General features: G+C 70.2%; 18 protein-coding genes and 1 pseudogene. 5 read left to right on the top strand and 14 right to left on the bottom strand.

The genetic code is table 11. The features are described from left to right. Window positions 1-150 precede the first annotated feature (150 nt). Window positions 151-1,644, top strand: coding sequence for a CoA-acylating methylmalonate-semialdehyde dehydrogenase (locus tag JOD52_RS15725; protein ID WP_204411069.1), 1,494 nt, complete (start codon window positions 151-153; stop codon window positions 1,642-1,644). Between the two features lie 49 nt (window positions 1,645-1,693). Beyond that, window positions 1,694-2,656: a TIM barrel protein gene (locus JOD52_RS15720; RefSeq protein WP_204411068.1), complete on the top strand. Its 963-nt coding sequence runs from the start codon at window positions 1,694-1,696 to the stop codon at window positions 2,654-2,656. Between the two features lie 180 nt (window positions 2,657-2,836). Here the strand turns inward: JOD52_RS15720 and JOD52_RS15715 are convergent, their stop codons facing one another. The 13 genes and pseudogenes from JOD52_RS15715 to JOD52_RS15660 form a co-directional block, all read right to left on the bottom strand. Continuing rightward, the gene (locus tag JOD52_RS15715; RefSeq protein WP_204411067.1) at window positions 2,837-4,570 is read right to left on the bottom strand and encodes an ATP-binding cassette domain-containing protein; all 1,734 of its coding nucleotides are present in this window, start codon (window positions 4,568-4,570) and stop codon (window positions 2,837-2,839) included. After that, window positions 4,567-6,297 carry an ABC transporter substrate-binding protein gene (locus JOD52_RS15710; protein WP_204411066.1) on the bottom strand — a complete coding sequence of 577 codons (1,731 nt, stop codon included), beginning with the start codon at window positions 6,295-6,297 and terminating at the stop codon, window positions 4,567-4,569. The genes JOD52_RS15715 and JOD52_RS15710 overlap by 4 nt, the downstream gene beginning before the upstream one ends. Further along, window positions 6,294-7,463: an ABC transporter permease gene (locus JOD52_RS15705; RefSeq protein WP_239551935.1), complete on the bottom strand. Its 1,170-nt coding sequence runs from the start codon at window positions 7,461-7,463 to the stop codon at window positions 6,294-6,296. The genes JOD52_RS15710 and JOD52_RS15705 overlap by 4 nt, the downstream gene beginning before the upstream one ends. After that, window positions 7,460-8,401, bottom strand: a complete 942-nt coding sequence (locus tag JOD52_RS15700; RefSeq protein ID WP_204411065.1) for an ABC transporter permease — start codon at window positions 8,399-8,401, stop codon at window positions 7,460-7,462. Before JOD52_RS15700 ends, JOD52_RS15705 begins: the two co-directional genes overlap by 4 nt. A 379-nt stretch (window positions 8,402-8,780) precedes the next feature. Next, window positions 8,781-9,998 carry a glycoside hydrolase family 88 protein gene (locus tag JOD52_RS15695; protein WP_204411064.1) on the bottom strand — a complete coding sequence of 406 codons (1,218 nt, stop codon included), beginning with the start codon at window positions 9,996-9,998 and terminating at the stop codon, window positions 8,781-8,783. Next, window positions 9,998-10,882, bottom strand: a complete 885-nt coding sequence (locus tag JOD52_RS15690) for a carbohydrate ABC transporter permease (protein ID WP_017823985.1) — start codon at window positions 10,880-10,882, stop codon at window positions 9,998-10,000. The genes JOD52_RS15695 and JOD52_RS15690 overlap by 1 nt, the downstream gene beginning before the upstream one ends. A gap of 1 nt (window position 10,883) precedes the next feature. Next, window positions 10,884-11,834 carry a carbohydrate ABC transporter permease gene (locus JOD52_RS15685; RefSeq protein WP_204411063.1) on the bottom strand — a complete coding sequence of 317 codons (951 nt, stop codon included), beginning with the start codon at window positions 11,832-11,834 and terminating at the stop codon, window positions 10,884-10,886. 3 nt (window positions 11,835-11,837) lie between these two features. After that, window positions 11,838-13,151, bottom strand: a complete 1,314-nt coding sequence (locus JOD52_RS15680) for an ABC transporter substrate-binding protein (RefSeq protein ID WP_204411061.1) — start codon at window positions 13,149-13,151, stop codon at window positions 11,838-11,840. Window positions 13,152-13,265: 114 nt separating this feature from the next. After that, the gene (locus tag JOD52_RS15675) at window positions 13,266-14,165 is read right to left on the bottom strand and encodes a dihydrodipicolinate synthase family protein (protein ID WP_204411059.1); all 900 of its coding nucleotides are present in this window, start codon (window positions 14,163-14,165) and stop codon (window positions 13,266-13,268) included. After that, on the bottom strand, window positions 14,162-14,959 hold the full coding sequence (locus JOD52_RS15670; protein WP_239551933.1) for a FadR/GntR family transcriptional regulator: 798 nt from the start codon (window positions 14,957-14,959) through the stop codon (window positions 14,162-14,164). The genes JOD52_RS15675 and JOD52_RS15670 overlap by 4 nt, the downstream gene beginning before the upstream one ends. Window positions 14,960-15,198: 239 nt before the next feature. Then, window positions 15,199-15,690: pseudogene (locus JOD52_RS17810) on the bottom strand (M20/M25/M40 family metallo-hydrolase); the annotation flags it as partial. Then, the gene (locus JOD52_RS17805; RefSeq protein WP_338124118.1) at window positions 15,609-16,181 is read right to left on the bottom strand and encodes a M20/M25/M40 family metallo-hydrolase; all 573 of its coding nucleotides are present in this window, start codon (window positions 16,179-16,181) and stop codon (window positions 15,609-15,611) included. The pseudogene JOD52_RS17810 and the gene JOD52_RS17805, both read right to left, overlap by 82 nt. Window positions 16,182-16,217: 36 nt before the next feature. Continuing rightward, on the bottom strand, window positions 16,218-17,897 hold the full coding sequence (locus JOD52_RS15660) for a nuclease-related domain-containing DEAD/DEAH box helicase (RefSeq protein ID WP_204411056.1): 1,680 nt from the start codon (window positions 17,895-17,897) through the stop codon (window positions 16,218-16,220). 167 nt (window positions 17,898-18,064) lie between these two features. Between JOD52_RS15660 and JOD52_RS15655 the strand changes: the two genes are divergently transcribed. Together JOD52_RS15655 and JOD52_RS15650 are read left to right on the top strand one after the other, a co-directional pair. Further along, window positions 18,065-18,271: a hypothetical protein gene (locus JOD52_RS15655; protein ID WP_204411054.1), complete on the top strand. Its 207-nt coding sequence runs from the start codon at window positions 18,065-18,067 to the stop codon at window positions 18,269-18,271. A 61-nt stretch (window positions 18,272-18,332) separates the two neighbouring features. After that, window positions 18,333-18,713: a TM2 domain-containing protein gene (locus JOD52_RS15650; protein ID WP_204411053.1), complete on the top strand. Its 381-nt coding sequence runs from the start codon at window positions 18,333-18,335 to the stop codon at window positions 18,711-18,713. A 45-nt stretch (window positions 18,714-18,758) separates the two neighbouring features. Here the strand turns inward: JOD52_RS15650 and JOD52_RS15645 are convergent, their stop codons facing one another. Then, a complete protein-coding gene (locus tag JOD52_RS15645; protein WP_204411051.1) occupies window positions 18,759-20,297 on the bottom strand; it encodes an SDR family oxidoreductase in 1,539 nt (512 codons plus the stop codon). Window positions 20,298-20,477: 180 nt separating this feature from the next. Here JOD52_RS15645 and ppk2 point away from each other — a divergent pair, with 180 nt between their 5' ends. Then, window positions 20,478-21,359: a polyphosphate kinase 2 gene (gene ppk2, locus JOD52_RS15640; protein ID WP_204411049.1), complete on the top strand. Its 882-nt coding sequence runs from the start codon at window positions 20,478-20,480 to the stop codon at window positions 21,357-21,359. The last annotated feature ends 11 nt before the right edge of the window (window positions 21,360-21,370 follow it).

The raw sequence follows: 21,370 nt of genomic DNA, 5'->3' as shown, positions 1-21,370 counted from the left end.
CGCATCCAGCCCGCCCCACCAGCCCGCCCCACCAGCTCGCCCCACACCGAGACGTCGATTTTGAGGGGAATGGGGACGAATACCCCCCACAATCGAAGTCTCGATCGGGGCGGCCCCACGATCCACCACCCAACGAGGAGAACCGAGACCATGTACGACGTGAAGAACTGGATCGCAGGCCAGGAGGCCGACGGATCCGGCACCACCCAGGAGATCTTCGACCCCGCCACCGGCCAGCAGGTGGGAACCCTGCACCTGGGCGATACCGCCACCGTGGACCGCGCCGTCCAGACCGCCCGCGAGGCCCAGAAGGACTGGGGCCTCTCCTCCCTGTCCAAGCGCACCCAGATCCTGTACCGCATGCGGCAGCTGATGGTCGAGCACACCGAGGAGATCGCCGAGGTGATCACCCGCGAGCACGGCAAGACCATCGCCGACGCGAAGGGTGAGATCGCCCGTGGCCTGGAGACCCTCGAGTTCGCCACCTCCATCACCCAGGACCTCAAGGGCGAGTTCTCCGAGAACGTCTCCACCGGCGTGGACGCCCACACCATGCGCCAGCCCCTCGGTGTGGTCGCCGGGATCACCCCGTTTAACTTCCCGGCCATGGTGCCGTTCTGGATGCACCCCATCGCCATCGCCACCGGCAACGCGTTCATGCTGAAGCCCTCGGAGCGCGACCCCTCCGCCTCCAGCATCGTGGCCCGCCTGTACCAGGAGGCCGGCCTGCCCGACGGCGTGTTCCAGGTGGTCCAGGGCGGCAAGGAGGTCGTCGACGCCCTGTGCGCCCATGAGGGGATCTCCGCGGTGTCCTTCGTGGGCTCCACCCCGATCGCCAAGCACGTGCACGACACCGCCGCCGCCACCGGCAAGCGGGTCCAGGCCCTGGGCGGTGCGAACAACCACGCCGTGGTGATGCCGGATGCGAACGTCGAGTTCGCCGCCGGGCAGATCGCCTCCGGTGCCTTCGGCTCTGCCGGTGAGCGCTGCATGGCCGTCCCCGTCGCCGTTACCGTGGGCGATGTGCACGAGAAGTTCCTCGAGGCCATCAAGGCCGAGGCCGAGAAGCTGGTGGTGGGCCCCGGCTCCGACGAGAAGACCGACCTGCCGCCGGTAATCACCCCCGACGCCCGCGAGCGCGTGATCCGCATGACCGACGAGGCCGAGCAGGCCGGTGCCACCGTGGTGGTGGACGGCCGCGGCCTGGTCGTCGAGGGCCACGAGAACGGCAACTTCGTGGGCCCCGTGGTTCTCACAGACGTGCCGCGTGACCACGACACCTACACCCAGGAGGTGTTCGGCCCGATGCTGGTGGTGATGCGGGTGGACAACTTCGACGAGGCCCTCGAGCTGGTCAACTCCTCGCCCTTCGGCAACGGCACCGCGATCTTCACCGGCTCCGGGCACTACGCCCGCCGCTACCAGGAGGAGGTCCAGGTGGGCATGATCGGCATCAACGTGCCGATCCCCACCCCCGTGGGCTACTACTCCTTCGGCGGCTGGAAGGACTCCCTGTTCGGCGAGTACCACGCGCACGGCCCCGAGGCGGTGCGGTTCTACACCCGCCAGAAGGCCATCACCACCCGCTGGCCCCACCAGGACGAGCACCTGGAGAGCTCGATGAGCTTCCCGACCCACGACTGACCCGGGTCTCGCACCCACGCCCCGTCCACGACCTGCGAAGGAGCCCGTCATGACGACCCCCGACCCTGCCACGATCCCCAACCCGCCGTCCAAGGCCCGCAACCCCGAGGCGCCCTACGACAAGCTCACCATCGGGGTGTGCCCGGACCAGTGGGGCGTGTGGTTCCCGGAGGACGAGAAGCAGATCCCCTGGCGCACCGCCCTGGGGGAGATGGCCCAGGCGGGCTTCTCGGTGATGGAGACGGGGCCGTGGGGCTACTTCCCGAAGGACGCGCGTGAGCTGCAGTCCGTGATGGACGAGCACGGCTTCCGGGTGGTGGCCGGCACCGGGTGGGGCATCCTGCACAAGGAGGAGGCCTGGCCGGAGACCGAGCGCACCTTCCGCGCGATCGCCGAGACCCACGCTGCCGTGGGCGCGGAGTACATGGTGCACTTGCCGCCGATGTATCGCGACGAGAAGACCTGGGAGTTCACCGACGATCGGGAGCTCACCGGGGAGGCCTGGCAGCGGTATGTCACCAATGCCAACGAGCTGGGCCGGATCATGAGGGAGGACTACGGGCTGACGATGGTGCTGCACCCCCACGGGGACAGCCACATCGAGACCCCGGAGGAGATCGCCCGGGTGTTCGAGGCGACGGACCCCGAGCTGGTGAGCTTCTGCCTGGACACCGGGCACATCGTGTACGGCGGTGGGGACCCCGTCGGCATGATCGACGAGTACCCGGAGCGGATCGGCTACGTGCACATCAAGGCCTTCGACCCGGACATCACCCGGGAGGCGCACGAGAAGGACTGGCCCTTCGGCGAAGCCGTCGCCAAGGGCGCCTCGGTGCGTCCCCCCGCGGGTCTGCCGGACATGCGGCAGCTGGTGCAGCGCCTGGCGGCGATGGACAAAGAGCTGTACGTGATCTGCGAGCAGGACTTGTACCCCTGCGATCCGGCCCTGCCGCTGCCCAATGCGATCGCCACCCGTGAGTTCCTGGCCGCGTGCGGCTTGGGCGTGAAGTGACCCGGGGGCGCGAGTCCGCGTCCCTCAGTGGGCGAGCCTGACCCGGCGAACCTGAGGGGGGCGAGCCTGATCTGGCGAGCTCGACCCGGCGAACCTGCGGGGGCGAGCCTGATCTGGCGAGCTCGACCCGGCGAACCTGCGGGGGCGAGCCTGAGAGGCCGGGCCTCGAGCGGCTGGACCTCAGGCGGCGGCTCGACCGCTCTCGCGCAGTCGGCGGGCCGGATCCGGCACGCTCTCCAGCAGCGCCCGGGTGTACTCGTGCCGGGGGCTGCCCAGCACCTGCTGCACGGTGCCCTGCTCCACGGCCCGGCCGCGGCGCAGCACCGTCACGTGATCAGCGAGCGAACCCACCACCGCGAGATCGTGGCTGATGAACACGCAGGCGAAGCGCGCCTCCTCAATGGCCTCGCGCAACACCTCGATCACGTGCGCCTGCACGGTGACGTCCAGGGCGCTGGTGGGTTCGTCGGCGATCAGCAGGGAGGGCTGCAGGATCAGCGCGCGGGCGATCGAGACCCGCTGCCGCTGCCCGCCGGAGAGCTCATGGGGCAGCCGCTGCGCGTAGGACGCGGGCAGACGCACCTGCTCCAGGGCGTGCCGCACCCGTCGGTCCACGTCGGCGCGCGCCACCCCGCCGGCCAGGTGCAGGGGCTCGCCGATGCTCCACCCCACGGTGCGGCGCGGGTTCAGCGACGAGGCCGGGTCCTGGAACACCAGGCCGGCCCGCGCATACACCGCCCGGCGCGCCGCGGGGGAGAGGCTGCGGGAGTCCGTCCCGTCCAGTTCGAGAACGCGTGCCTCGGCCGGCACCAGCCCCACCAGGGCCTTCCCCCAGGTGGACTTGCCCGAGCCCGACTCGCCCACCAGGCCGTGGATCTGCCCGCGATCGATCTCGAAGCCCACGTCGTCCAGCGCCAGGTGGGACCCACCGCGGCGGTGGTACCGGACCGACAGGCCCTCGACGCGCACCACCGGGGGCTCCGATGCTGCGGCCCCGCGGGATGGGTCGCTGTCGCCCTGCGTGGCGGCACCGCCCTCCTGCTCGGCGTCCGACCGCACTGCCGCCCGCTCGAGGCTGTGCGACAGTCGAGGCACGGCCGACAGCAGCGCCTGCGTGTACGGGGCGGTGGGAGCGCTGAGTACCTGCTGGAGGGTGCCGGTCTCGCGCACCTCGCCGCCCTCCAGCACCACCACGTCGTCGGCGATCTCGCCCACCACGCCCATGTCGTGCGTGATCAGCAGGATCCCGATGCCGCGCTCGCGCACGATGCGGGTGAGCAGGTCCAGCACCCCGCGCTGCACCGTGACGTCGAGCGCGGTGGTGGGCTCGTCGGCGATCAGCAGCGCCGGGTCCCCGCTGAGCGCGAGCGCGATCACCACCCGCTGCAGCTCACCGCCGGAGAGCTCGTGCGGGTACGAGGAGGCGGTGCGGTCCGGGTCCGGCAGGCCCACCGAGGCCAGCAGCTCCCGGGTGCGCTCAGAGGCCCGTGCGCGGGAGCGGATGTCCTCGCGCACCCCGAGCACGTCGCGGAAGACGGCGCTGACCTTCATCACCGGTGACAGCGACTGCCCCGGCTCCTGGAAGATCATCCCGATGCCCCCGGCGCGGGTGCGGCGCATCTGCTGGGGCGACCTGCCCAGCAGCTCCTCGCCCCGCAGGCGGGCGCTGCCGGTCACCTGCGCACTGCCGGGTGCGAGGCCGATGGTGGCCAGCGCCGTCATCGACTTCCCGGAGCCGGACTCGCCCACCAGGGCGGTGATCCGACCGGCGCGCACCGTGAGGTCCAGGCCCTTCAGGATCGGCCTGCCGGCGATGCTGACCCGGAGGTCCCGCAGGGCCAGCAGGTCCGGGTCCTGCGTGGGGCCGGGGTCCTGCGCGGGGCCGACGTCGGTCGTGTGGGTGCTGTCGCTCATGCCTTCAGGGTGGTGGTGAGGTAATTCGGGTAGGCGGGGAACTGACCGATCACGAAGTTCTCCACCCCCGAGCCGTGGATGAAGGAGTTCTTCGAGTAGATCAGCGGCACCACGGGGGAGTCCTCCATGATCCTCTTGTCCACAGCCGCCCACTTGGCACCGGCCTCGTCGGCGTCGAGGGTGGAGGAGGCCTCCAGCAGTGCCGCGTCCACCTCCTCGTTCGCATACCGCGCCAGGTTGTAGTTGCCGTTGCCGATCTGGGTGGACTCGAACAGCGGGGTGAGGTTGGCGTTGGGGGAGGGCATGTCGGGCTGCCAGGAGCTGAGCACCATGTCGTAGGCGCTGCCGTCGCCCGCGGTCACCTCGGACTGGTAGGCGTTCGCATCCAACGGCTGGATGGTCACGCTGATCCCGACCCGGGTGAGGGCCTGCTGGATCGACTCGGCGGCCGCGGTCTGGTCGTCCCTGATGACCAGGCGCAGCGACAGGTCCTGTGCCCCGGCCTCGGCCAGCAGGCGCTTCGCCTCCTCGGCGTCACCGGAGGGGGCCTCGGCGTACAGGTTGTACTCCTCGCGCCCGGCGATGCCCGGGGTGATCAGGGTGGTGGCGAAGTCACCGGAGATCTCCCCGCCCTTCGCGGTGCGGTACGCCTCCTTGTCCACGGCGTACTGCAGCGCCTTGCGGATGTTGACGTCCTTCAGGGCCTCCGATTCGGTGTTCAGCACCAGGTACTCCAGGGCACCCGGACCGGAGGTGACCAGGCGATCGCCCACCTTCGGGTCGTTGCGGGCCTGGACCAGCTGGGCGGTGGGCACGAAGCTGGCCAGGAACGAGTCCTGAGCGTCGGAGCGGTCGGCGATGATCGACTGCGCCACCACGCTCGCATCCTGGGCCAGCGCGAACTCGATGGTGTCGGGTCCGCCGGCGCGGGCCTGGTCGGTGCCTGCGTCCCAGTGCTCGTTGCGCACCAGCACGGCCTGGGCGCCGGGGGAGTAGGACTCCACGCGGTAGGGGCCGCTGGTGACGGGCTGGGTGGCGTAGGTCTCCGGCTGGCCGGAGTCCTCCGGGACCGGGGCGAAGGCGGGGTTGGAGGCCACCCATCCGAAGTCGCCGTAGGGGCGGTTCAGGTGCAGCACCAGGGTGAGGTCGTCGACGGCCTCGATGGAGTCCAGGTGCTCACCGGAGAACGGCCCCGCGTAGTCCTCGCCGCCCTCCAGCAGCACCTTGTGGTAGGAGAGGCCACCGGTGAGCTCGGGGGCGAAGGACCGCTCCAGTCCGTATTTCACGGCCGCGGCGGTGATGGGGGTGCCGTCCTCGAACTTCAGTCCCTCCTGCAGGGTGAAGGTCCAGGTCTTCCCGTCCTCGGAGGGGGTGCCGGTGTCGGTGGCGAGGTCGGGGATCAGCTCGGTGGGGGCGTCCGGGGAGGTCTTCCAGGCGGTGAGCCGGCGTGCGGTCAGGCCCAGGGAGGTGATCGCGAGGCTCTGGCTGGTGGCCGGGTCGAAGCTCATCTCCTCACCGGTGGTGTAGATGGTCAGGGTGCCGCCGGTGGCTCCGCCGCCGGTGGCTACGCCGCCGTCGGAACCGGAGCTGCCGGAGCCCTCGGAGCCGCCGCTGGAGCAGGCGGCGAGGGCCCCGGTGCCCAGCACGACAGGGGTGGCCAGCAGCATGTTCCGGCGGGTGAAGCGAGAGCGGGAGAAGGACGAACCGGGGCGGGGCGACGAGGTCATGAGGATGTCTCCTGAGGGGTGGGGGCTTTCGGATCGGACGGGGTGGTCCGATGCGTGGGATCGACGGGGCTCGAGGCTTCGGTGGGGTCGACGGGGCTCGAGGCTTCGGTGGGGTCGACGGGGTCGGCCAGGCTGTCGGGGTCGGTGGGATCGGTCGGGTCCGACAGGGCGGAGGTGCGCCTGCCGGTGGCGGCGAGGCGCCGGTCCAGCAGGGGGCGGGCGAGGTCCGCGCAGAGGTTCGCCAGGACGATCAGCAGGGAGCCCACCAGGGTGGTGCCCACGATCACCGGCAGGTCGGCGGTGGAGGTCGCGTCCAGCAGCAGCGCGCCCAGGCCCGGCAGGCCGAAGATCCGCTCGGTGATGACGGAGCCGCCCAGCAGTGCCCCGATGTCCAGGGCGATCAGGGTGGTCAGGGGCAGTGCGAGGTTCCGCAGCGCGTACCGGTCGATGCGCCGTTCGGGCAGGCCGGCGGCCCGTGCGGTGCGCGCGTAGTCCAGGCCCAGTTGCTCGATCATCGAGGAGCGCACCAGGCGTGCGTACACGGCGCCGTTGAGGAAGGCCAGGGTGATCCAGGGCAGAACCAGGTGGCGGGCCCACTGCAGGGGGCTCTCGGTGAAGGGCTCGTAGCCGCCGCTGGGCAGCAGGTCCAGCTGCAGGGCGAACACCACCACCGCCAGCAGGCCCACCACAAAGGCGGGGGCGGAGGCCGCGACCACGGACACCCCGGTCACGGTGCGGTCCAGGATGCCTCCCTGGCGGCGGGCGGCCAGCGCCCCGGCGGCGATCCCGAACAGTGCCTGCAGCGCGACGGCACCCAGGGCGATCGAGAACGTGACCGGGAAGCGGTCCACGATCAGCTCGGTCACCGACTGGTGCAGCTGGAAGGAGTACCCCAGGCAGGGGGCGGCGCACTGGACGGCCACCTCGGCCGAGCCGAAGGTGCGCCCGGTGAAGATCGCCACCAGGAAGGTGCCCAGCTGGACGAACCACGGCTGGTCGAAGCCCATGAAGCCGCGGGCGGCCTCGAGGTCCTCCGGGGAGCAGGGCTTGCCGCACATCTGCAGGGCAGGGTCGATGGGGGCGAGGTAGAAGATCGCGAAGGTGAGTGTCATGACCACCAGCAGCACCAACACGCTGCGGGCCACACGCTGCAGGGCGGGGATCATCGCTGTGCCCCCCGGGGGTCGAGGGCGTCGCGCAGGGTGTCGCCCAAGATGTTGAAGGAGAAGGTCACCAGGAACAGGGCCGCTGCGGGGAACAGCAGGAAGGCGGGGTCCACCAGCAGCCAGCTGATGGCGTCACCGATCGACCGGCCCCAGGAGGGGGTGGGCGGCAGCACGCCGACGCCGAGGAACGACAGGGTGGCTTCGGCGCTGATGCGGCCGGGCAGGGAGATGCAGGAGTAGACGATCACGGTGGAGGCGACGTTGGGCAGCACCTGGTGCCGCAGCACGTGGGCCAGGCGTGCCCCCATCACGCGGGAGGCCACCACGTACGGCTGACGCACGATCACCCGGGTCTCGGCGGCGACCACGCGGGCGATGCCCGGCCAGCCGAACATGCCGATGACCAGGGTGAGCAGAAGGGCGCGGGGGGCCTGGAGCGGGAACAGGGCGCTGAGGGCGATCGCGAAGATCAGGAAGGGGAAGCCCAGGGTGACGTCTGTGGCCACCTCCACGAGCTTCTCGACGAACCCGCCGACGGCGCCGGCCACGATCCCGAGGACCACGCCGATGACGGTGGCCAGCAAGGTGGAGGCGATGCCCACCAGCAGGGACACCCGGGCGCCGTGGACCACCAGGGAGAACAGGTCGCGGCCGGTGCCGGGCTCCACCCCGAACCAGTGATCGGTGCTGACACCGCCGAATGCGCCCAGCGGAGCGGTGTCGGGGCCGAGGGCCTCGGGGTGGTAGGTGAACGGGTCGTTGCCGGACAGGGCGCTGAGCTGCGGGGCGAACACCGCAGCGAGCAGGCTCACCGCGACGACCACGGCAGCGGCCGCCGGGACGGGCCGCAGGAACGCGCGCCAGAGGGGGGTCCGGGCGGTGCGGTCGTCCAGCGAGACCGCGGCCTCGACCGGGAGAGCATCGCTCGTCGTCATCATCAGTGCTTTCGGCTATGCAAAGGGAAACTATGGGCAGTATGGCACTGCTCGGCATGGTCGGGAACATCGCGATGACACGGAGCGTCACAGATCACCCCGGGCCGGTACCTGGTACCGACGGCGATATGCCCGCGCAGGGGTCGCCATGGGGAGAACTCCCCGTGCAGTTCAACCCATCGCACGGCAGCGGAGGGCCGCGTAGATTACCGATACCGGGTGCGGGAGAGCCCTGTTGCAGCAGGAAGGACCGGTACGAGGTCGCGAGCGTGGTCGATGCGGTGGTCGGGGGACCCACGCATCACCAGGGGACGCAGCTCGCGGCCGCGTGCCCCGGTCCGCGGGCTCTTGCGTCCCTGCCCTCTCGGTCTCGTGCGCCCGGTCAGAGGTCGTACGGCACCGTCAGGCCGCAGCGGCGCGCAGCCGCTTCCATCCAGAAGTAGTCGCCCCACGCGCAGGGCTCGTCGATGCCCCGGCCGGCCGGGAAGTAGTAGCACCCACCGCCCAGCAGGCCCGTCCCGGCACGCCCCGGAGAGGACCACGGCCGCAGAGCGGCATCGAGCGACGCAGCCCGGTCCGTCATGCCTTCTGCGGCCGTCGCTGCACCCGACCCCACGGCGGCCCAGCCCTCGAGGGCCGCCAGCACGATCGCCGAAGCCGACGTGTCCGGCACCGTGCGATCTCCCTGCGGCATCGAGAAGTCCCACGGCGCTACCCCGGAGGGAAGGGAGTGCGCGAGGAACTGCGCCGCGAGCTGAGCCGCCTCCGCCCGCCACAGCTCGGCCCCGCCGCGGGGAAGGTGCCCATCGGCCCCGAGCATCCGTGCCGACAGCTCCATCCCGTACACCGTCCACGCCTGGGCGCGTGACCAGGGGCTGGTGGGGGAGGCGCCCTGAATGGTGGAGGGCCCGCGGCGCTCGCCGGTAGCGGGGTCGATCTCGAACCCGTGCAGCACCCAGCCATCGGCCCCGGTGAGCAGTTCCCGCGCCGTGCGCGCATGGCCCAGCGCCACCTGTGCCCAGGCGGGCCGGTCGAACGCGCGCGCTCCCCACAGAAGCAGCGGCAGGTTCATCCAGGTGTCGGCGATGAACCTGCCGGCGGGTCCGTCGTTGTCGCCCGGCTGGTCGATGTGCTCACCGCCGGAGCCCTCCCAGCCGTGGGCCCGCAGGAAATGGCCGCGCTCGTTGTAGCGCCCGGCGAGTGCCTCGCAGGCCGTCTGGAGCGGCCGACGGTACCGGCTGCTGGCCCCGAAGGGCTCTCCCTGCCCGCGACCTGCCTGTTCGTCTGCCAGCGGCCCCAGGATCATCAGGAAGCCCAGGTCGTGGTCGAACTCGGGGCCACGGTCGAGCACCAGGGAGCATAGCTGCTCCTGCTCTGCATCCAGCCGATGCCGCACTGCCGGATCCGGTAGCACGGCCTCGGTCAGGTGCAGCTGCCCCAGCCAGAACCCCAGGGTCCACGGGGGAGTGCGGGAGCCTCGCACGGCACCGGCGGCCACATCCCCGTCGACCGCGACATAGGGAGCTGCGCCTTCCGGCACCGCCTCCAGCAGAGCACGGGTGCGGGAGGCCATCTCCTCCAGCCGGACTCGGGAGGACATCAGCCCTTCACCGACCCCGCTGTCAGGCCGGAGATGAGGGTCTTCTGCACCAGGGAGAACAGGATCACCGCGGGGATCACCGCGATGGTGCCCGCGGCGAGGATGCCGCCCCAGTTGGTGGCGCCGATAGAGTTCATCACCTGCGCGATGCCGATCTGCAGGGTCTTGGAGTACTCGGAGCTGGTGAGGATCAGCGCGTACTGGTAGTCGTTCCAGCCCAGGATGAAGGCGTACAGGGAGATCGCCGCCAGCCCCGGCAGGGACAGCGGCAGGATGATCCGCCAGAAGGTGCCCAGCTTCGAGCAGCCGTCCATCGCGGCGGCCTCCTCCAGCTCCACCGGGATCGCCCGGTAGAACCCGGCCATCAGCCAGATCGCGGCGGGGATGGTGAGGGTCTGGTAGATCAGCACCAGCACCTCGCGGGTGTTGATCAGGTCCAGGGTGGCGGCGATCTGGTACCAGGGCACCATGATCATCGGGCCCTGGATCATCTGGGAGATCACCAGGAACGCCACCAGCGCCCGGGCCAGTCCGCCCTTGTAGCGGGCCAGCCCGTACCCGGCGACCGCGCAGAATGCGGTGGTGAGCAGGGCCGACATCAGGTTGGTGGAAAAGGTGTTGATCAGCAGCTGGCCCATGTCCATGCCGTCGGGGCGCAGCGCCCAGCGGTAGTTGTCCAGGCTCACCCCCTCTAGTGAGAAGTCGGGGGTGGCGCCGAACAGCATCGAGTTGGGCTTCAGTGAGGAGAACGCCATCCATGCCGCCGGCAGCAGCAGGAACGCCATCAGCACGAACAGGGCCGTGTACCGGCCCAGCACCTCCAGTGGCCGCACCTTCTGCTTGCGCGGGGTGATCACCTCACCGGTGACCTGGGACGTGGTCATCTCAGGACTCCTTCTCGCGGAACAGCAGGGCGTACATCGCGGCGACCACGAAGATGATCACCAGCGCCAGCGTGGCCACCGCGCCCGCCATCCCGTACTCCAGGCGGTTGAACGCCCAGGTGTACACGTAGGTGGGCAGGATGGAGGTGGCGAAGCCGGGGCCACCGTTGGTCAGTGCCCAGATCAGCTCGAACTTGAACCAGGTGGTCACCAGGGAGATCATCCCGGTGGTGAACAGGGTGCCGCGGATCGACGGGATCGTGACGTGGAAGAACCGCTTGACCGGCCCGGCACCGTCCACCGCCGCGGACTCGTGCAGGTCCTTCGGGACGCCCTGCAGTGCGGCCAGCACCAGCAGCGTCACGAACGGCACGCCCTTCCAGGTGGAGGCGAACAGCAGCACCGGCCACACCCAGAAGTCCGAGGCCAGGAACACGGTGGGCTGGTCGAACACCCCCAGCCTGGTCAGGAAGAAGTTCGCCAGGCCCGAGTTGGATCCCTCGAAGATCCACCGCCAGATCACGCCCACCACCACGGTGGGCGTCACCCACGGCACCATCAGCAGCCCGCGCCACACCGAGCGCAGCCTGATCCTCGAGTTCAGCACCAGGGCGGCGAGGGTGCCGATCACCAGCTGCAGGATCACCGAGGTGAACACCCAGATGAAGCTGTTGCGCACGATGCCCCAGAAGTGGGGGTCCTCGGTGAGCAGCCGCTCGAAGTTCTGGGCGCCCACGAAGCCGGGGTCCACGGTGCGAGCACCCTCGTTGGTCCAGCCCATGCGCAGCGTCTCCAGCAGCGGGTAGAACTGGAACACCGCGAGCGTGATCAGCACCGGCAGCAGGAGCAGCAGCCAGAAGCCGGTCTTGTCGTACCAGCTGCGCAGCCGCACCTTCCCCGTGCGCTGGCGGGGAGGGCGCGGGTCAGCCTTGTCCAGGGTCGGGGCCGCCATGGCTCAACCCGCGACGGAGGCGAAGCGCTCGCTCATCTTCTCCACGGCCCCGGCGGCGTCGATCGACCCGGCGATGAACTCGTTGAAGATGATCTGGAACTCCGGTTCGATGGCCGGCTGGCCGGGGATCTTCTGCAGCTCGGTGCCGCGCTCGTCCGCGATGCTCATCTGCGCCTCGCAGTGCGCCACGTGGCCCTCGACGGCATCGGGGTAGTACTGCTCGATCCACGGCCGCAGGTCGTCGATGGTGATGTCGGTGGTGGCGGGGGCGTGGGCCACCGCCGTCAGGCGCGCCTGCCACTCGGGCTTGAGCAGCTCCTCCATCACCGTCCACCCGGCGTCCTGGTTCTCCGAGCCCTCGAACAGGGCGAACCCGGCGTTGGAGATCGGCACCGACTTGTCACTGCCGGAGGGGCCCTGCGGGTAGGGGATCTGCACGGAGTTGCCCACGATCTCGGGGTTCAGCTCGTACACGTTGGCGGTGAAGAACGAACCGGCCGCGATCATGGCCGTCTCCCCGTTGGCGAAGGAGCGGAACATCTCCGGGTAGGCCCAGGCCTTGTCGGCGTCGGGCCGCAGGTCGTTGAAGGCCAGCAGGTGCTCCAGGGTCTGGATCCACTTCTCGGTCTCCGGCTCGGCGTAGTCACCGGGGTTGAAGCCGTTGGCGTAGGCGGCGGTCATGAAGGTGCGGAACGCGAAGCGGGGGTTCTGCATCGGGATGCAGAAGCCGTACTTCCCGTCCCCGGTGAGCTCGGTGGCGGCCGCCTGCATGTCCTCATAGGTGGCGATGCCCTCGGGGTCGATGCCGGCGGCCTCGGCCAGTTCCCGGTTAACCACCAGGGTCCAGGACTGCGCCGAGTACGGCAGGGCGTACAGGGAGCCGTCCACGGTGGAGTACTCCAGGGTGCCGGGGCGGAACAGGGAGGTGTCCACCTCGGCCGTGCGCTCGTCCAGCGAGGCCAGCGCACCCATCGCCACCCAGTCGGTGACGTCCTGGGTCATGGTGAGGTCGGGGGCGTCGTTGGCCTGGATGCGCACCGACAGCTGCTGCTGCATGTCGTTCCAGGACAGGAAGTTGTACTCGATGGTGATGCCCTGCTCGGACATGGCGGTCTTGAGGTCGTTGGCCACGGCGGTCTCGGGATCCGAGGTGCCGGGCCAGATGAACTCGAGGCCGGCACCGGAGCCGCCCCCGTCGGAGCCGCCTCCGCCAGAGCCGGAACCGGAGTCCTCATCGGGGGTGCAGGCGGCAGCAGCGGCGGTCAGGCCGGAGAGGCCTGCGAGTTGGAGCAGACGACGGCGGGCGATGGTGTTCATGGTGATCTCCTCGTTGAGTACGGCGGGAACGACGGTGGGGTCGGGGATGGCGGGTCGGGGATGGCGGGAGGGCGGTCGATGGGGTCGGAAGGGCGGGGTCGGGAGCGAGAGGGGTCAGACGGGACTGATCAGGTACGGCTCGAGCTGGGTCTTGGCCGCGAGCTTCCCGGCCAGCTGGTCGTCGAGCTCGGTGGGGATCGGGCTCATGGGGGTGCGGGCCTGGCCGGTGTCCAGGCCTCGGGAGCGCAGCACGGACTTCAGGAACGAGATGAACTCCCAGCCGCCCATCTCCTCCAGCACCGCGATGGAGACGGACTGCAGGCGGCGCGCCTCCTCCAGGTCACCGGCGCCGAAGGCACGGTAGATGCCCGCGTACACCCCGCAGATCAGGTTGTAGCTGGAGCCGATGCCGCCGTTCGCGCCATGGGCCAGAGAGCCCAGCAGGGTGTCGTCGGAACCGGCGAGGATCGTGAAGGAGTCCGGCCGGGCGGCGCGGATGCGGGAGAGGATCCCCAGGTCACTGCTGGTGTACTTCATGCCCTGCAGGGTGTTGTCGGCGGCGAGGTCCAGGAAGAAGTCGGCGGTGAGCAGGCGGCCGGTCTGGGAGGGGATGTAGTAGGCCAGCAGGGGCAGCTCGGTGTGCTCGCGGATGTCCCGGTAGTACGCGGCCAGGGACTGGTCGGAGTAGGTGAAGAAGGTGGGGATGTTGGCGCACACGGCGCTCGCGCCGGCATCGGTGGCGCGGCGGGCGTGCTCCAGGGTGGAGCGGTGGTCGGTGGCGGCCACGTGGAAGATCACCGGTCGGCCCTCGGCGGCCTCGACGGTGGCCTCGAGGATCTCCATGCGCTCGCGGGTGTCCAGCAGGTAGCACTCCGCGGAGCTGCCGGAGACGAAGTAGCCGTCGGCCCCCTCGGCGTTCAGCGTGGCCACCAGGCGCCGGTTGATCGTCGGTGAGACCGCGCCGTCGGCGTCGTACGGCGTGATGAGGGCGGGGAAGATCCCGGTGAGGCTCATGACTGCTCCTGGTTCGGTTCGTCGGTGCGGTGCTCGGCTGGGTGGAGGAGGTCGGGCCGGGGGTGCTCGAGGGTGAAGCGGGCCAGCTCGTCCTCGAGTTGGCGGAAGTGGTCGCGTATTGCGGTGCGGATGCGCTGCTCGTCGCCCTCGCGGAGCGCCTCGACGATCTCGCGGTGCTCCTGGACGGCGCGGAAGTTGCTGGTGAACTCGACGGCGTGGCGAGCGGAGTCGAACAGCTCCCAGAAGGTGCTGATCAGGTCCATTACCAGGCGGTTGTCGATGGGCTCGTACAGCGCACGGTGGAAGGCGGCATCCAGGTGCGGGTCCACCTCACCGCCGCTGCTGGTGGCCTCCATCTGCGCCACGATGCTCTCGAGCGCCGCGAGGTGGGCCTCGGTCATATGCGCGGCGGAGCGCACCAGGAAGTTCTCCTCGATCACGGTGCGCACCTCGAGGATGTCGGTCAGGCCTCGGGTGCGGTCCAGCAGGTCGTAGGGGAGTGCCCGCACCACGGGGCGGATGCTGAACTTCCCCACGCGCAGGCCCACGCCGTGCACCACCCGGATGTGCCCCAGTGCTTCCAGGCGTCGTACCGACTCCCGCACGGTGCTCTTGGAGACTCCGAGGTCGGTGGCGATCTGGCCCTCCGAGGGCAGGTCGTCCCCCTCGATCAGGCCGCGTTCCGCGATGTAGGCGCGGATCCGGTTCTCGACCTGTGTGCCCAGCAGCTCCTTGCGGCCGCGCGTCCCGGCGCGACCGATGGCTGCAGTGCTCGACAATGTCGGCGATGACATGCACCCAACCTAGCGGTTATCCGATATCTGTCAACAGGGTGCGGCAGGACTCCGTGACCGCTTCGTGACCTTCGCGGCAGCAGATGTATGCCCGTGGGCGGGCCCGGCGCACGGACTGCCGGGCCCCGAACTCCCGGATCAGATCCCGCTGGCCAGCAGCCCAGGATCGCGGCCGCAGCGGCCTCGGTGCCGGTGCGCAGGGTGGGCTGCAGGTCCGGGGCCCACTTCGGGCTGTGGTTGGGGAGCACCTCGCTGCCCTCCGCGTAGCCGCCGAAGCCCCAGTAGCAGTAGGGGACCCCGAACGCGTCCGGGATGATCGAGAAGTCCTCTGAGGCGGTGGCCGGGTCCATCTCCTCCACCCGGTCCTCACCGAAGTGATCGACCAGGGCCGAGCGCACCGCCGCGGTGGCGGCCGGGTCGTTGTCGGTGACGGGGTACTCGGCGATGGTCTCGAAGTGCGGCTCGCGGGGGGACTGCGCGGCTTCGCACTCGGCCCGGACGATCCGCTCCATCCCCTCGACCAGGAGCTGCAGCACCTCCTCGCTGTAGGCACGGAAGTTCAGCTTCAGCGTGGCGCTGTCCGGGATCACGTTGGCGGAACTGCCGGCGTGCATCGACCCCACGGTCACCACTCCGAACTCTCCCGGGGCTATCTCGCGGGAGACCAGGGTCTGGATGCTGACGATGATCTTCGCGGCCAGCACCACCGGGTCCACACCCAGGTGGGGCATGGAGCCGTGGGAGCCACTGCCGAACACCTGCGGGCGCCGTCGCCGAACTCCTCGCCGGGCTGGAACAGCATCACCGCGGTACCCGACCAGTCCTTGCGGTTCTCCGCCAGGACCGCCGCCGCACCCAGGCCGGTGGCGACGTGGAAGTCGTGCCCGCAGGCGTGCATCACCGGCTGCTGCGCACCGGCGAGGTCCGTCCCGGTGGCGGTGGAGGCGTAGTCCAGGCCCGAGTCCTCACGGATCGGCAGGGCGTCCATGTCGGCCCGGTGCAGCACCACACGGCCCTCACCGTTGGCCAGCACGCCCACCACGCCGCCGCCGATCTGGTGCACCTCGTAGCCGAGGTCGGTGAGGCGCTCGGTGACGATCCCGCAGGTGCGCTCCTCCATCATCGACAGCTCGGGATTCTGGTGGAGGTCCTTCAGCAGGGGCTCCTGCCACTCCTGGATCCGGTCCAGGGTCTCGTTCATGGCGGGGGTGAGCAGGGACATCGCACGGTCCTCTCGCAGCGGGTGACCCTCCCGAGACTATCGCTGCGCGGACCCTGTGACCTGCTCCACCACCGCATCGCCCACCGAATCGCGGATCAGCTCCGGGTCGCCGACGACCACCAGCAGCGACCGGGCCCGGGACAGCCCCACATACAGCAGGTGCGGGGACCGGTCCCAGTGCTGGAAGCCGTTGACCGACAGCACCACCGCCCGGCGCTCCAGACCCTTGAAGTTCAGTACGTGCCCGTAGAACACGTCCTCCGCGGCGAAGAACTCGTCCCAGTACCCGTCGTACCCGAAGTGGTCGATGCGCTCGCGCTGCTCGGGGTGGCGTCGGCCCGTGGTCAGCAGCGCGATGTCACCGGGGTCCCAGCCCTCGTCCATCAGGGCCTCCACCTGGTCGTCGGCCATGGTGACCGCGTCCTCGGTGGCGCAGGGGACGAACCGCACCGGCACCCCTTCGTCCATCCGGGCGTTCTGCTCCACCGGGGTGAGCGGTGCGAAGGTGCGGGCGATGGTGCGGGTGTTGCGCAGGTTGTCGTCCAGCGGGAAGGGGCTCAGGGTGATGGGTGCGCGGCCGTCGCGGTCGAACACCGATTGGTGCTCGTCGGTGAACACGAACAGCACCGAGGCGCCGGAGTCGTCGGGGTCCACCAAGCAGGGCCGCAGGCCCTCCCACCACAGGTCGGCGAAGTCCTGCGCCTCGTCCACCACGATCGCGTCGAACAGGTCGTCCGCCGGGCGGGTGGCGGCCAGCTCCCGCAGCTGGGCGGGCAGGAACTCCTCGTAGTACTGCGCGACCTCGCCCTCGTACTCACCCTCCGGGGGTGCACCCCAGCTGACGGGCAGGTCGTGGAACAGCCCCACGTACGCCGGGCGATCCCGCGCCGGCCAGGTGGCGGTCAGCAGCTGGAAGTGCCGGGCCAGGCCCCGCGAGTAGCACAGCAGGGCGGTGTGCTTCCCCTCCTGGGTGAGGGCGCGGGCCTTCATCAGCGCCAGATGGGTCTTGCCGGAGCCGGCCCCGCCCACCACCTGCGCACGACGCTGGAAGCGCAGCAGGGCGAGCATCCGCTCCTGCTCCCGGGTGAGCTGGTTGCCTGCGTCCTCGATCTCGCGCGAGAGCAGCTGATGGTTCTCGATCGCCTCGTGGGTGCGGCGCAGGGTCTTCACCGCGTGGTCGCGCTGGAACGGCTCCAGTGGCGGCAGGTGGTTGCCACCGTGGGTGCGCAGCGCAGTGATGATCCGCTCCACGGCCCGGGCACCGTCGTCCCGCAGGTCCGTCCCGTCCAGCAGCAGCGCACGGGGCGCATCCGGCACATCCCAGTCCGATGGCAGCTCGGTCCACGGCAGGGCCACCATGTGGACGCTGCGACCCAGCGGCCGGGAGCTGCGCTCGTTCACGTGCCGCAGCAGCACGTGCCGGGCGCGCTGCGCCTGCTCGATCGGAGAGGTGCGCAGTGGCCGTCGGGCCGTGCTATCGGCCTGGTACCAGGTGCCGTCCGTGACGCTCACGCGCCCGCCCTTCACCTCGATCACCGCGGTGCCGATGCCGGGCCACAGCAGCAGCAGGTCCATCTCCACCTCGTGCGCCTCATCGGTGATGCGCTGTCCGGCGATCAGCGTCGCATCGTCCGGCAGCGCGCCCGCGAGAACCTCCCAGACCACTCGTTCGGCATCGGATGCGAAAGCGGGCTGGGGCGGGATCAGCTGCGGCATGCTCGCATCGTGCCAGGTGGGGGAGGGGTGCGGGAGGGCTTTCGGCGAACCCGTCCCCTGCAGTGCACTGTGCTGCACTCCCGGGGCCGACGGGCCCGCCCCGGGGCGGGATACTGGGCCCGACTGTGGCGCCCACCGGCGCACCGCCCACCGCAGGAAGGCCCCCGATGACCCAGTACCCCCAGCGCCCCCGCCGGCGCGGCTTCATCCCGTTCCCGATCATCCTGCCCGGCTGCTGCGGCTGCGGCGGCGTGGCCACCTTCGCGCTGATCGTCGTCGGTGCGGCGACCGCGATGCTCGGCCTCGGCGAGCCCACCCCGGAGGCCCAGCCCTCCGGGTCCGAGACCGCGGTGGTGCAGCAGATCGGGGAGTAGGGAGCCTGCGAGCAGGCGACTGCCCGCCCGGCCGTCGCACGACGAGCAAGGAGGTCCAGCGATGACCGATCTGCACACGACGAACCATGCAGGGCCTGCACCGTCCACCGCGAGCACCGCCCCGGGCGGCAGCGCCCACGGCGCCTCCGACAAGAGCTACGTCGTCTCCTGGGCGCTGGCCCTGTTCCTGGGCACCCTCGGGGTGGACCGCTTCTACCGCGGCTTCACCGGGCTCGACATCGCCAAGCTGTTCACCCTGGGCGGCCTGGGCATCTGGTACCTGGTCGACCTGCTGCTCCTGCTGACCACCGGCGGGGAGGACAGCGAGCAGCGACCGCTGGAGGGCTACGACAAGCACAAGGTCCTGACCTGGGTCATCACCGTCGTCTACGTGGCGGTCAGCTTCGTCTCCACCTCGATCAGCCAGAACTGGTGGAGCTGACCCCGGTCAGCCCGCTGGGCCAGCCCGTTCGGGCGAGCCGTGATATCAGTCCGCCACGGTGGCGCCGTCAACCCGTCGCTCGGCTTCTTCCAGGATGTTCGAGGCCATCGACGGGAACACCACGGCGTGGAAGGGGAGGATCGCCGTCCAGTACGCGCGGCCCACGATGCCCGAGGGCATGAACACCGCCCGCTGGCGGTAGACGCACCCCTCGGGGGTACCCTCCACCCCCAGCTGCAGCCAGGCCCGTCCACCGGCCCGCATCTCGGCGCGGAGTGTGAGGCTGCGCCCGCGCTCCATGGACTCCACGCGCCACCAGTCCACCGGATCACCCACGCGTAGGGTGCGCGGATCGCGGCGACCGCGGGTCAGGCCCGGCCCGCCCAAGAGCTTGTCCATCCAGCCGCGGATCCTCCACAGGCCTGGTGTGGAGTACCAGCCGTTCTGGCCGCCGATCGATTCGATCACGGACCACACCGTGGCGGGGGACAGCGTCGAGGTCTTCTCCCGCGTGTCCGTGTAGACCGTCTGCCCTGCCCAGTCCGGGTCAGCGGGGATCGGGTCGGCGGGTTCGGCCGAGGCCGTCAGGTCCGCGTCCCACGTCACCTCCAGTGGCCCTTCGGCCTGTCGGGCGAGCGCCTGGCGCACCGCTGACCGGTACGAGGTGAGACCACCGGGCGGGTCCGGGATCAGCCGCGCCACCTCATGGTCATCGGTGACCGCGTCCTCCGCCAGCGAGGCGGCCAGCTGAATGGCGATGCCCATAGGGATCGGGGTCACCAGCCCGATCCAGACCCCGGACAGCTTCTGCGCCGGAAGGGGCAGGGGCACCACCCGGCGCCTGCCGAGCCCGGCCTCGGCGGCGAAGTCGGTGAGCATGGAAGCGAAGGTCTGGGCGCGCCCGCAGCCGATCTGCGCTCGTGCCTGCACCGGCTCCTCGAGCGCGCACGCGTGCAGGAGGTAGTAGAGGACGTCGCGGATCGCGATCGGCTCCACCCGGTTGGCCAGCCACTTCGGGCCGGGCATCACGGGGAGCCGTTCGGACAGGTGCCGGATCATCTCGAAGGAGATCGATCCGGTGCCGATCACCACTCCTGCCTCGAAGGTGAGGGTGGGCACGGAGCAGGCGTCCAGACGACGCGCGACCAGTTCGCGGGAGCGCATGTGGTCCGAGAGCTCGTCGACGGGCCGGTCGGGGTGGAGCCCGGAGAGGTACACCAGCTGCTGCACCCCGGCCTGCTCCGCAGCCACGGCGACGACGTCGGCGATGCCCTGCTCGCGCTCGACGAAGTCCCCGCCGCTGCCCATGGAGTGCACCAGGTACAGCACCGTGTGGACGCCGTCCATCGCGGCGCGCACCTCGTCGGGCTCGCTGAGATCGCAGCGCACCAGGTCCACCTGGTCGGCCCACGGGCGGTTACGGAGCGCCTCGGGCTTGCGAGCACCCGCCCGGACCTCGAAGCCGGCGGCCAGCAGTTCGGGGATCAGCCTCCCACCCACATAGCCGGTGGCCCCGGTGACCAGGACGGACCGACCGGAGCCGTCGGGAGTGGACAGGCCGAGCAGGGGAGAGGGCGCGTTCATAGGCCGACACTAGACCAGGCCTCCAGTCAGGCCAGCGCCCCACAGGCACCGATCGGTCGGTCGGTTCGCGCTACGGGGACCGGACCAGCGGGACCACCCCGCCGGGCAGTGAAGGCACGTGAGGGTCACGATTCCCCGATCTGCCGGACGGACGCCCTGCCCGATCCGTACTATCTGTGCATGTCGAAGACAGATCACCTCGCCAGCCCCGAGACGCCCCCGAAGCTCGACAAGGCCGCCTACGAGAAGGAGCTCCAGCGCCTCCAGTCGGAGCTGGTGGCCATGCAGCAGTGGGTCATCGAGACCGGGGAGCGGATCATCCTGATCTTCGAGGGCCGCGACGCGGCAGGGAAGGGCTCGGCGATCAAACGGATCACCCAGTACCTCAACCCCCGTCACACCCGGGTGGTGGCACTTCCGGCGCCCACGGAGCGTGAGAAGACCCAGTGGTACTTCCAGCGCTACATCCAGCACCTGCCGGCGGCCGGCGAGATCGTGATCATGGACCGCTCCTGGTACAACCGCGCCGGGGTGGAGCGGGTGATGGGGTTCTGCACCGAGCAGGAGTACCACCGGTTCCTGCGGCAGGCCCCGGACTTCGAGCGGATGCTGGTGGAGGACGGGATCCGGCTGATCAAGTACTGGTTCTCCGTCTCCGACGAGGAGCAGGAGGCCCGCTTCCGCTCCCGCGCGGAGGATCCGATGCGCCGCTGGAAGCTGTCGCCGATGGACGTCGAGTCCATCACCCGCTGGGAGGACTACTCCCGCGCCAAGGACGCCATGTTCGCCGCGACCGACCTGCCCGGCGCCCGCTGGGTGACCATCGAGAGCGAGGACAAGAAGCGCTCACGCATCAACGTCATCCACGACATCCTCCAGCGCATCCCTTGGAACTACGTGGAGCCGCAGCGCATCGAGATCCCCAAGCGCCCCGCCGAGCGGGACACCCGCTACGAGCGCCCGCCCCGTGACCAGTTCGTCTACGCCGAGGACGTGGCGAAGGAACTGGAGCGCAAGCCCCGGGCCGCCGCGAAGAAGAAGGCCCCGGTGAAGAAGAAGTAGGCGTCGCCTCC

It is taken from the genome of Brachybacterium muris, assembly GCF_016907455.1.
GTDB lineage: Bacteria > Actinomycetota > Actinomycetes > Actinomycetales > Dermabacteraceae > Brachybacterium > Brachybacterium muris.
Note: the sequence above shows the minus strand (reverse complement) of the source record. Positions and strands in the feature narration are given on the sequence as shown.

Coding starts and splice junctions, on each gene's coding strand:
- JOD52_RS15645 (WP_204411051.1), bottom strand. CDS start 20,297: ATGAACGCGCCCTCTCCCCTGCTCGGCCTGTCCACTCCCGACGGCTCC.
- JOD52_RS15700 (WP_204411065.1), bottom strand. CDS start 8,401: ATGATGACGACGAGCGATGCTCTCCCGGTCGAGGCCGCGGTCTCGCTG.
- JOD52_RS15685 (WP_204411063.1), bottom strand. CDS start 11,834: ATGGCGGCCCCGACCCTGGACAAGGCTGACCCGCGCCCTCCCCGCCAG.
- JOD52_RS15695 (WP_204411064.1), bottom strand. CDS start 9,998: ATGTCCTCCCGAGTCCGGCTGGAGGAGATGGCCTCCCGCACCCGTGCT.
- JOD52_RS15715 (WP_204411067.1), bottom strand. CDS start 4,570: ATGAGCGACAGCACCCACACGACCGACGTCGGCCCCGCGCAGGACCCC.
- JOD52_RS15675 (WP_204411059.1), bottom strand. CDS start 14,165: ATGAGCCTCACCGGGATCTTCCCCGCCCTCATCACGCCGTACGACGCC.
- JOD52_RS15670 (WP_239551933.1), bottom strand. CDS start 14,959: ATGTCATCGCCGACATTGTCGAGCACTGCAGCCATCGGTCGCGCCGGG.
- JOD52_RS15690 (WP_017823985.1), bottom strand. CDS start 10,882: ATGACCACGTCCCAGGTCACCGGTGAGGTGATCACCCCGCGCAAGCAG.
- JOD52_RS15660 (WP_204411056.1), bottom strand. CDS start 17,897: ATGCCGCAGCTGATCCCGCCCCAGCCCGCTTTCGCATCCGATGCCGAA.
- ppk2 (WP_204411049.1), top strand. CDS start 20,478: ATGTCGAAGACAGATCACCTCGCCAGCCCCGAGACGCCCCCGAAGCTC.
- JOD52_RS17805 (WP_338124118.1), bottom strand. CDS start 16,181: ATGTCCCTGCTCACCCCCGCCATGAACGAGACCCTGGACCGGATCCAG.
- JOD52_RS15650 (WP_204411053.1), top strand. CDS start 18,333: ATGACCGATCTGCACACGACGAACCATGCAGGGCCTGCACCGTCCACC.
- JOD52_RS15705 (WP_239551935.1), bottom strand. CDS start 7,463: ATGATCCCCGCCCTGCAGCGTGTGGCCCGCAGCGTGTTGGTGCTGCTG.
- JOD52_RS15725 (WP_204411069.1), top strand. CDS start 151: ATGTACGACGTGAAGAACTGGATCGCAGGCCAGGAGGCCGACGGATCC.
- JOD52_RS15720 (WP_204411068.1), top strand. CDS start 1,694: ATGACGACCCCCGACCCTGCCACGATCCCCAACCCGCCGTCCAAGGCC.
- JOD52_RS15655 (WP_204411054.1), top strand. CDS start 18,065: ATGACCCAGTACCCCCAGCGCCCCCGCCGGCGCGGCTTCATCCCGTTC.
- JOD52_RS15710 (WP_204411066.1), bottom strand. CDS start 6,297: ATGACCTCGTCGCCCCGCCCCGGTTCGTCCTTCTCCCGCTCTCGCTTC.
- JOD52_RS15680 (WP_204411061.1), bottom strand. CDS start 13,151: ATGAACACCATCGCCCGCCGTCGTCTGCTCCAACTCGCAGGCCTCTCC.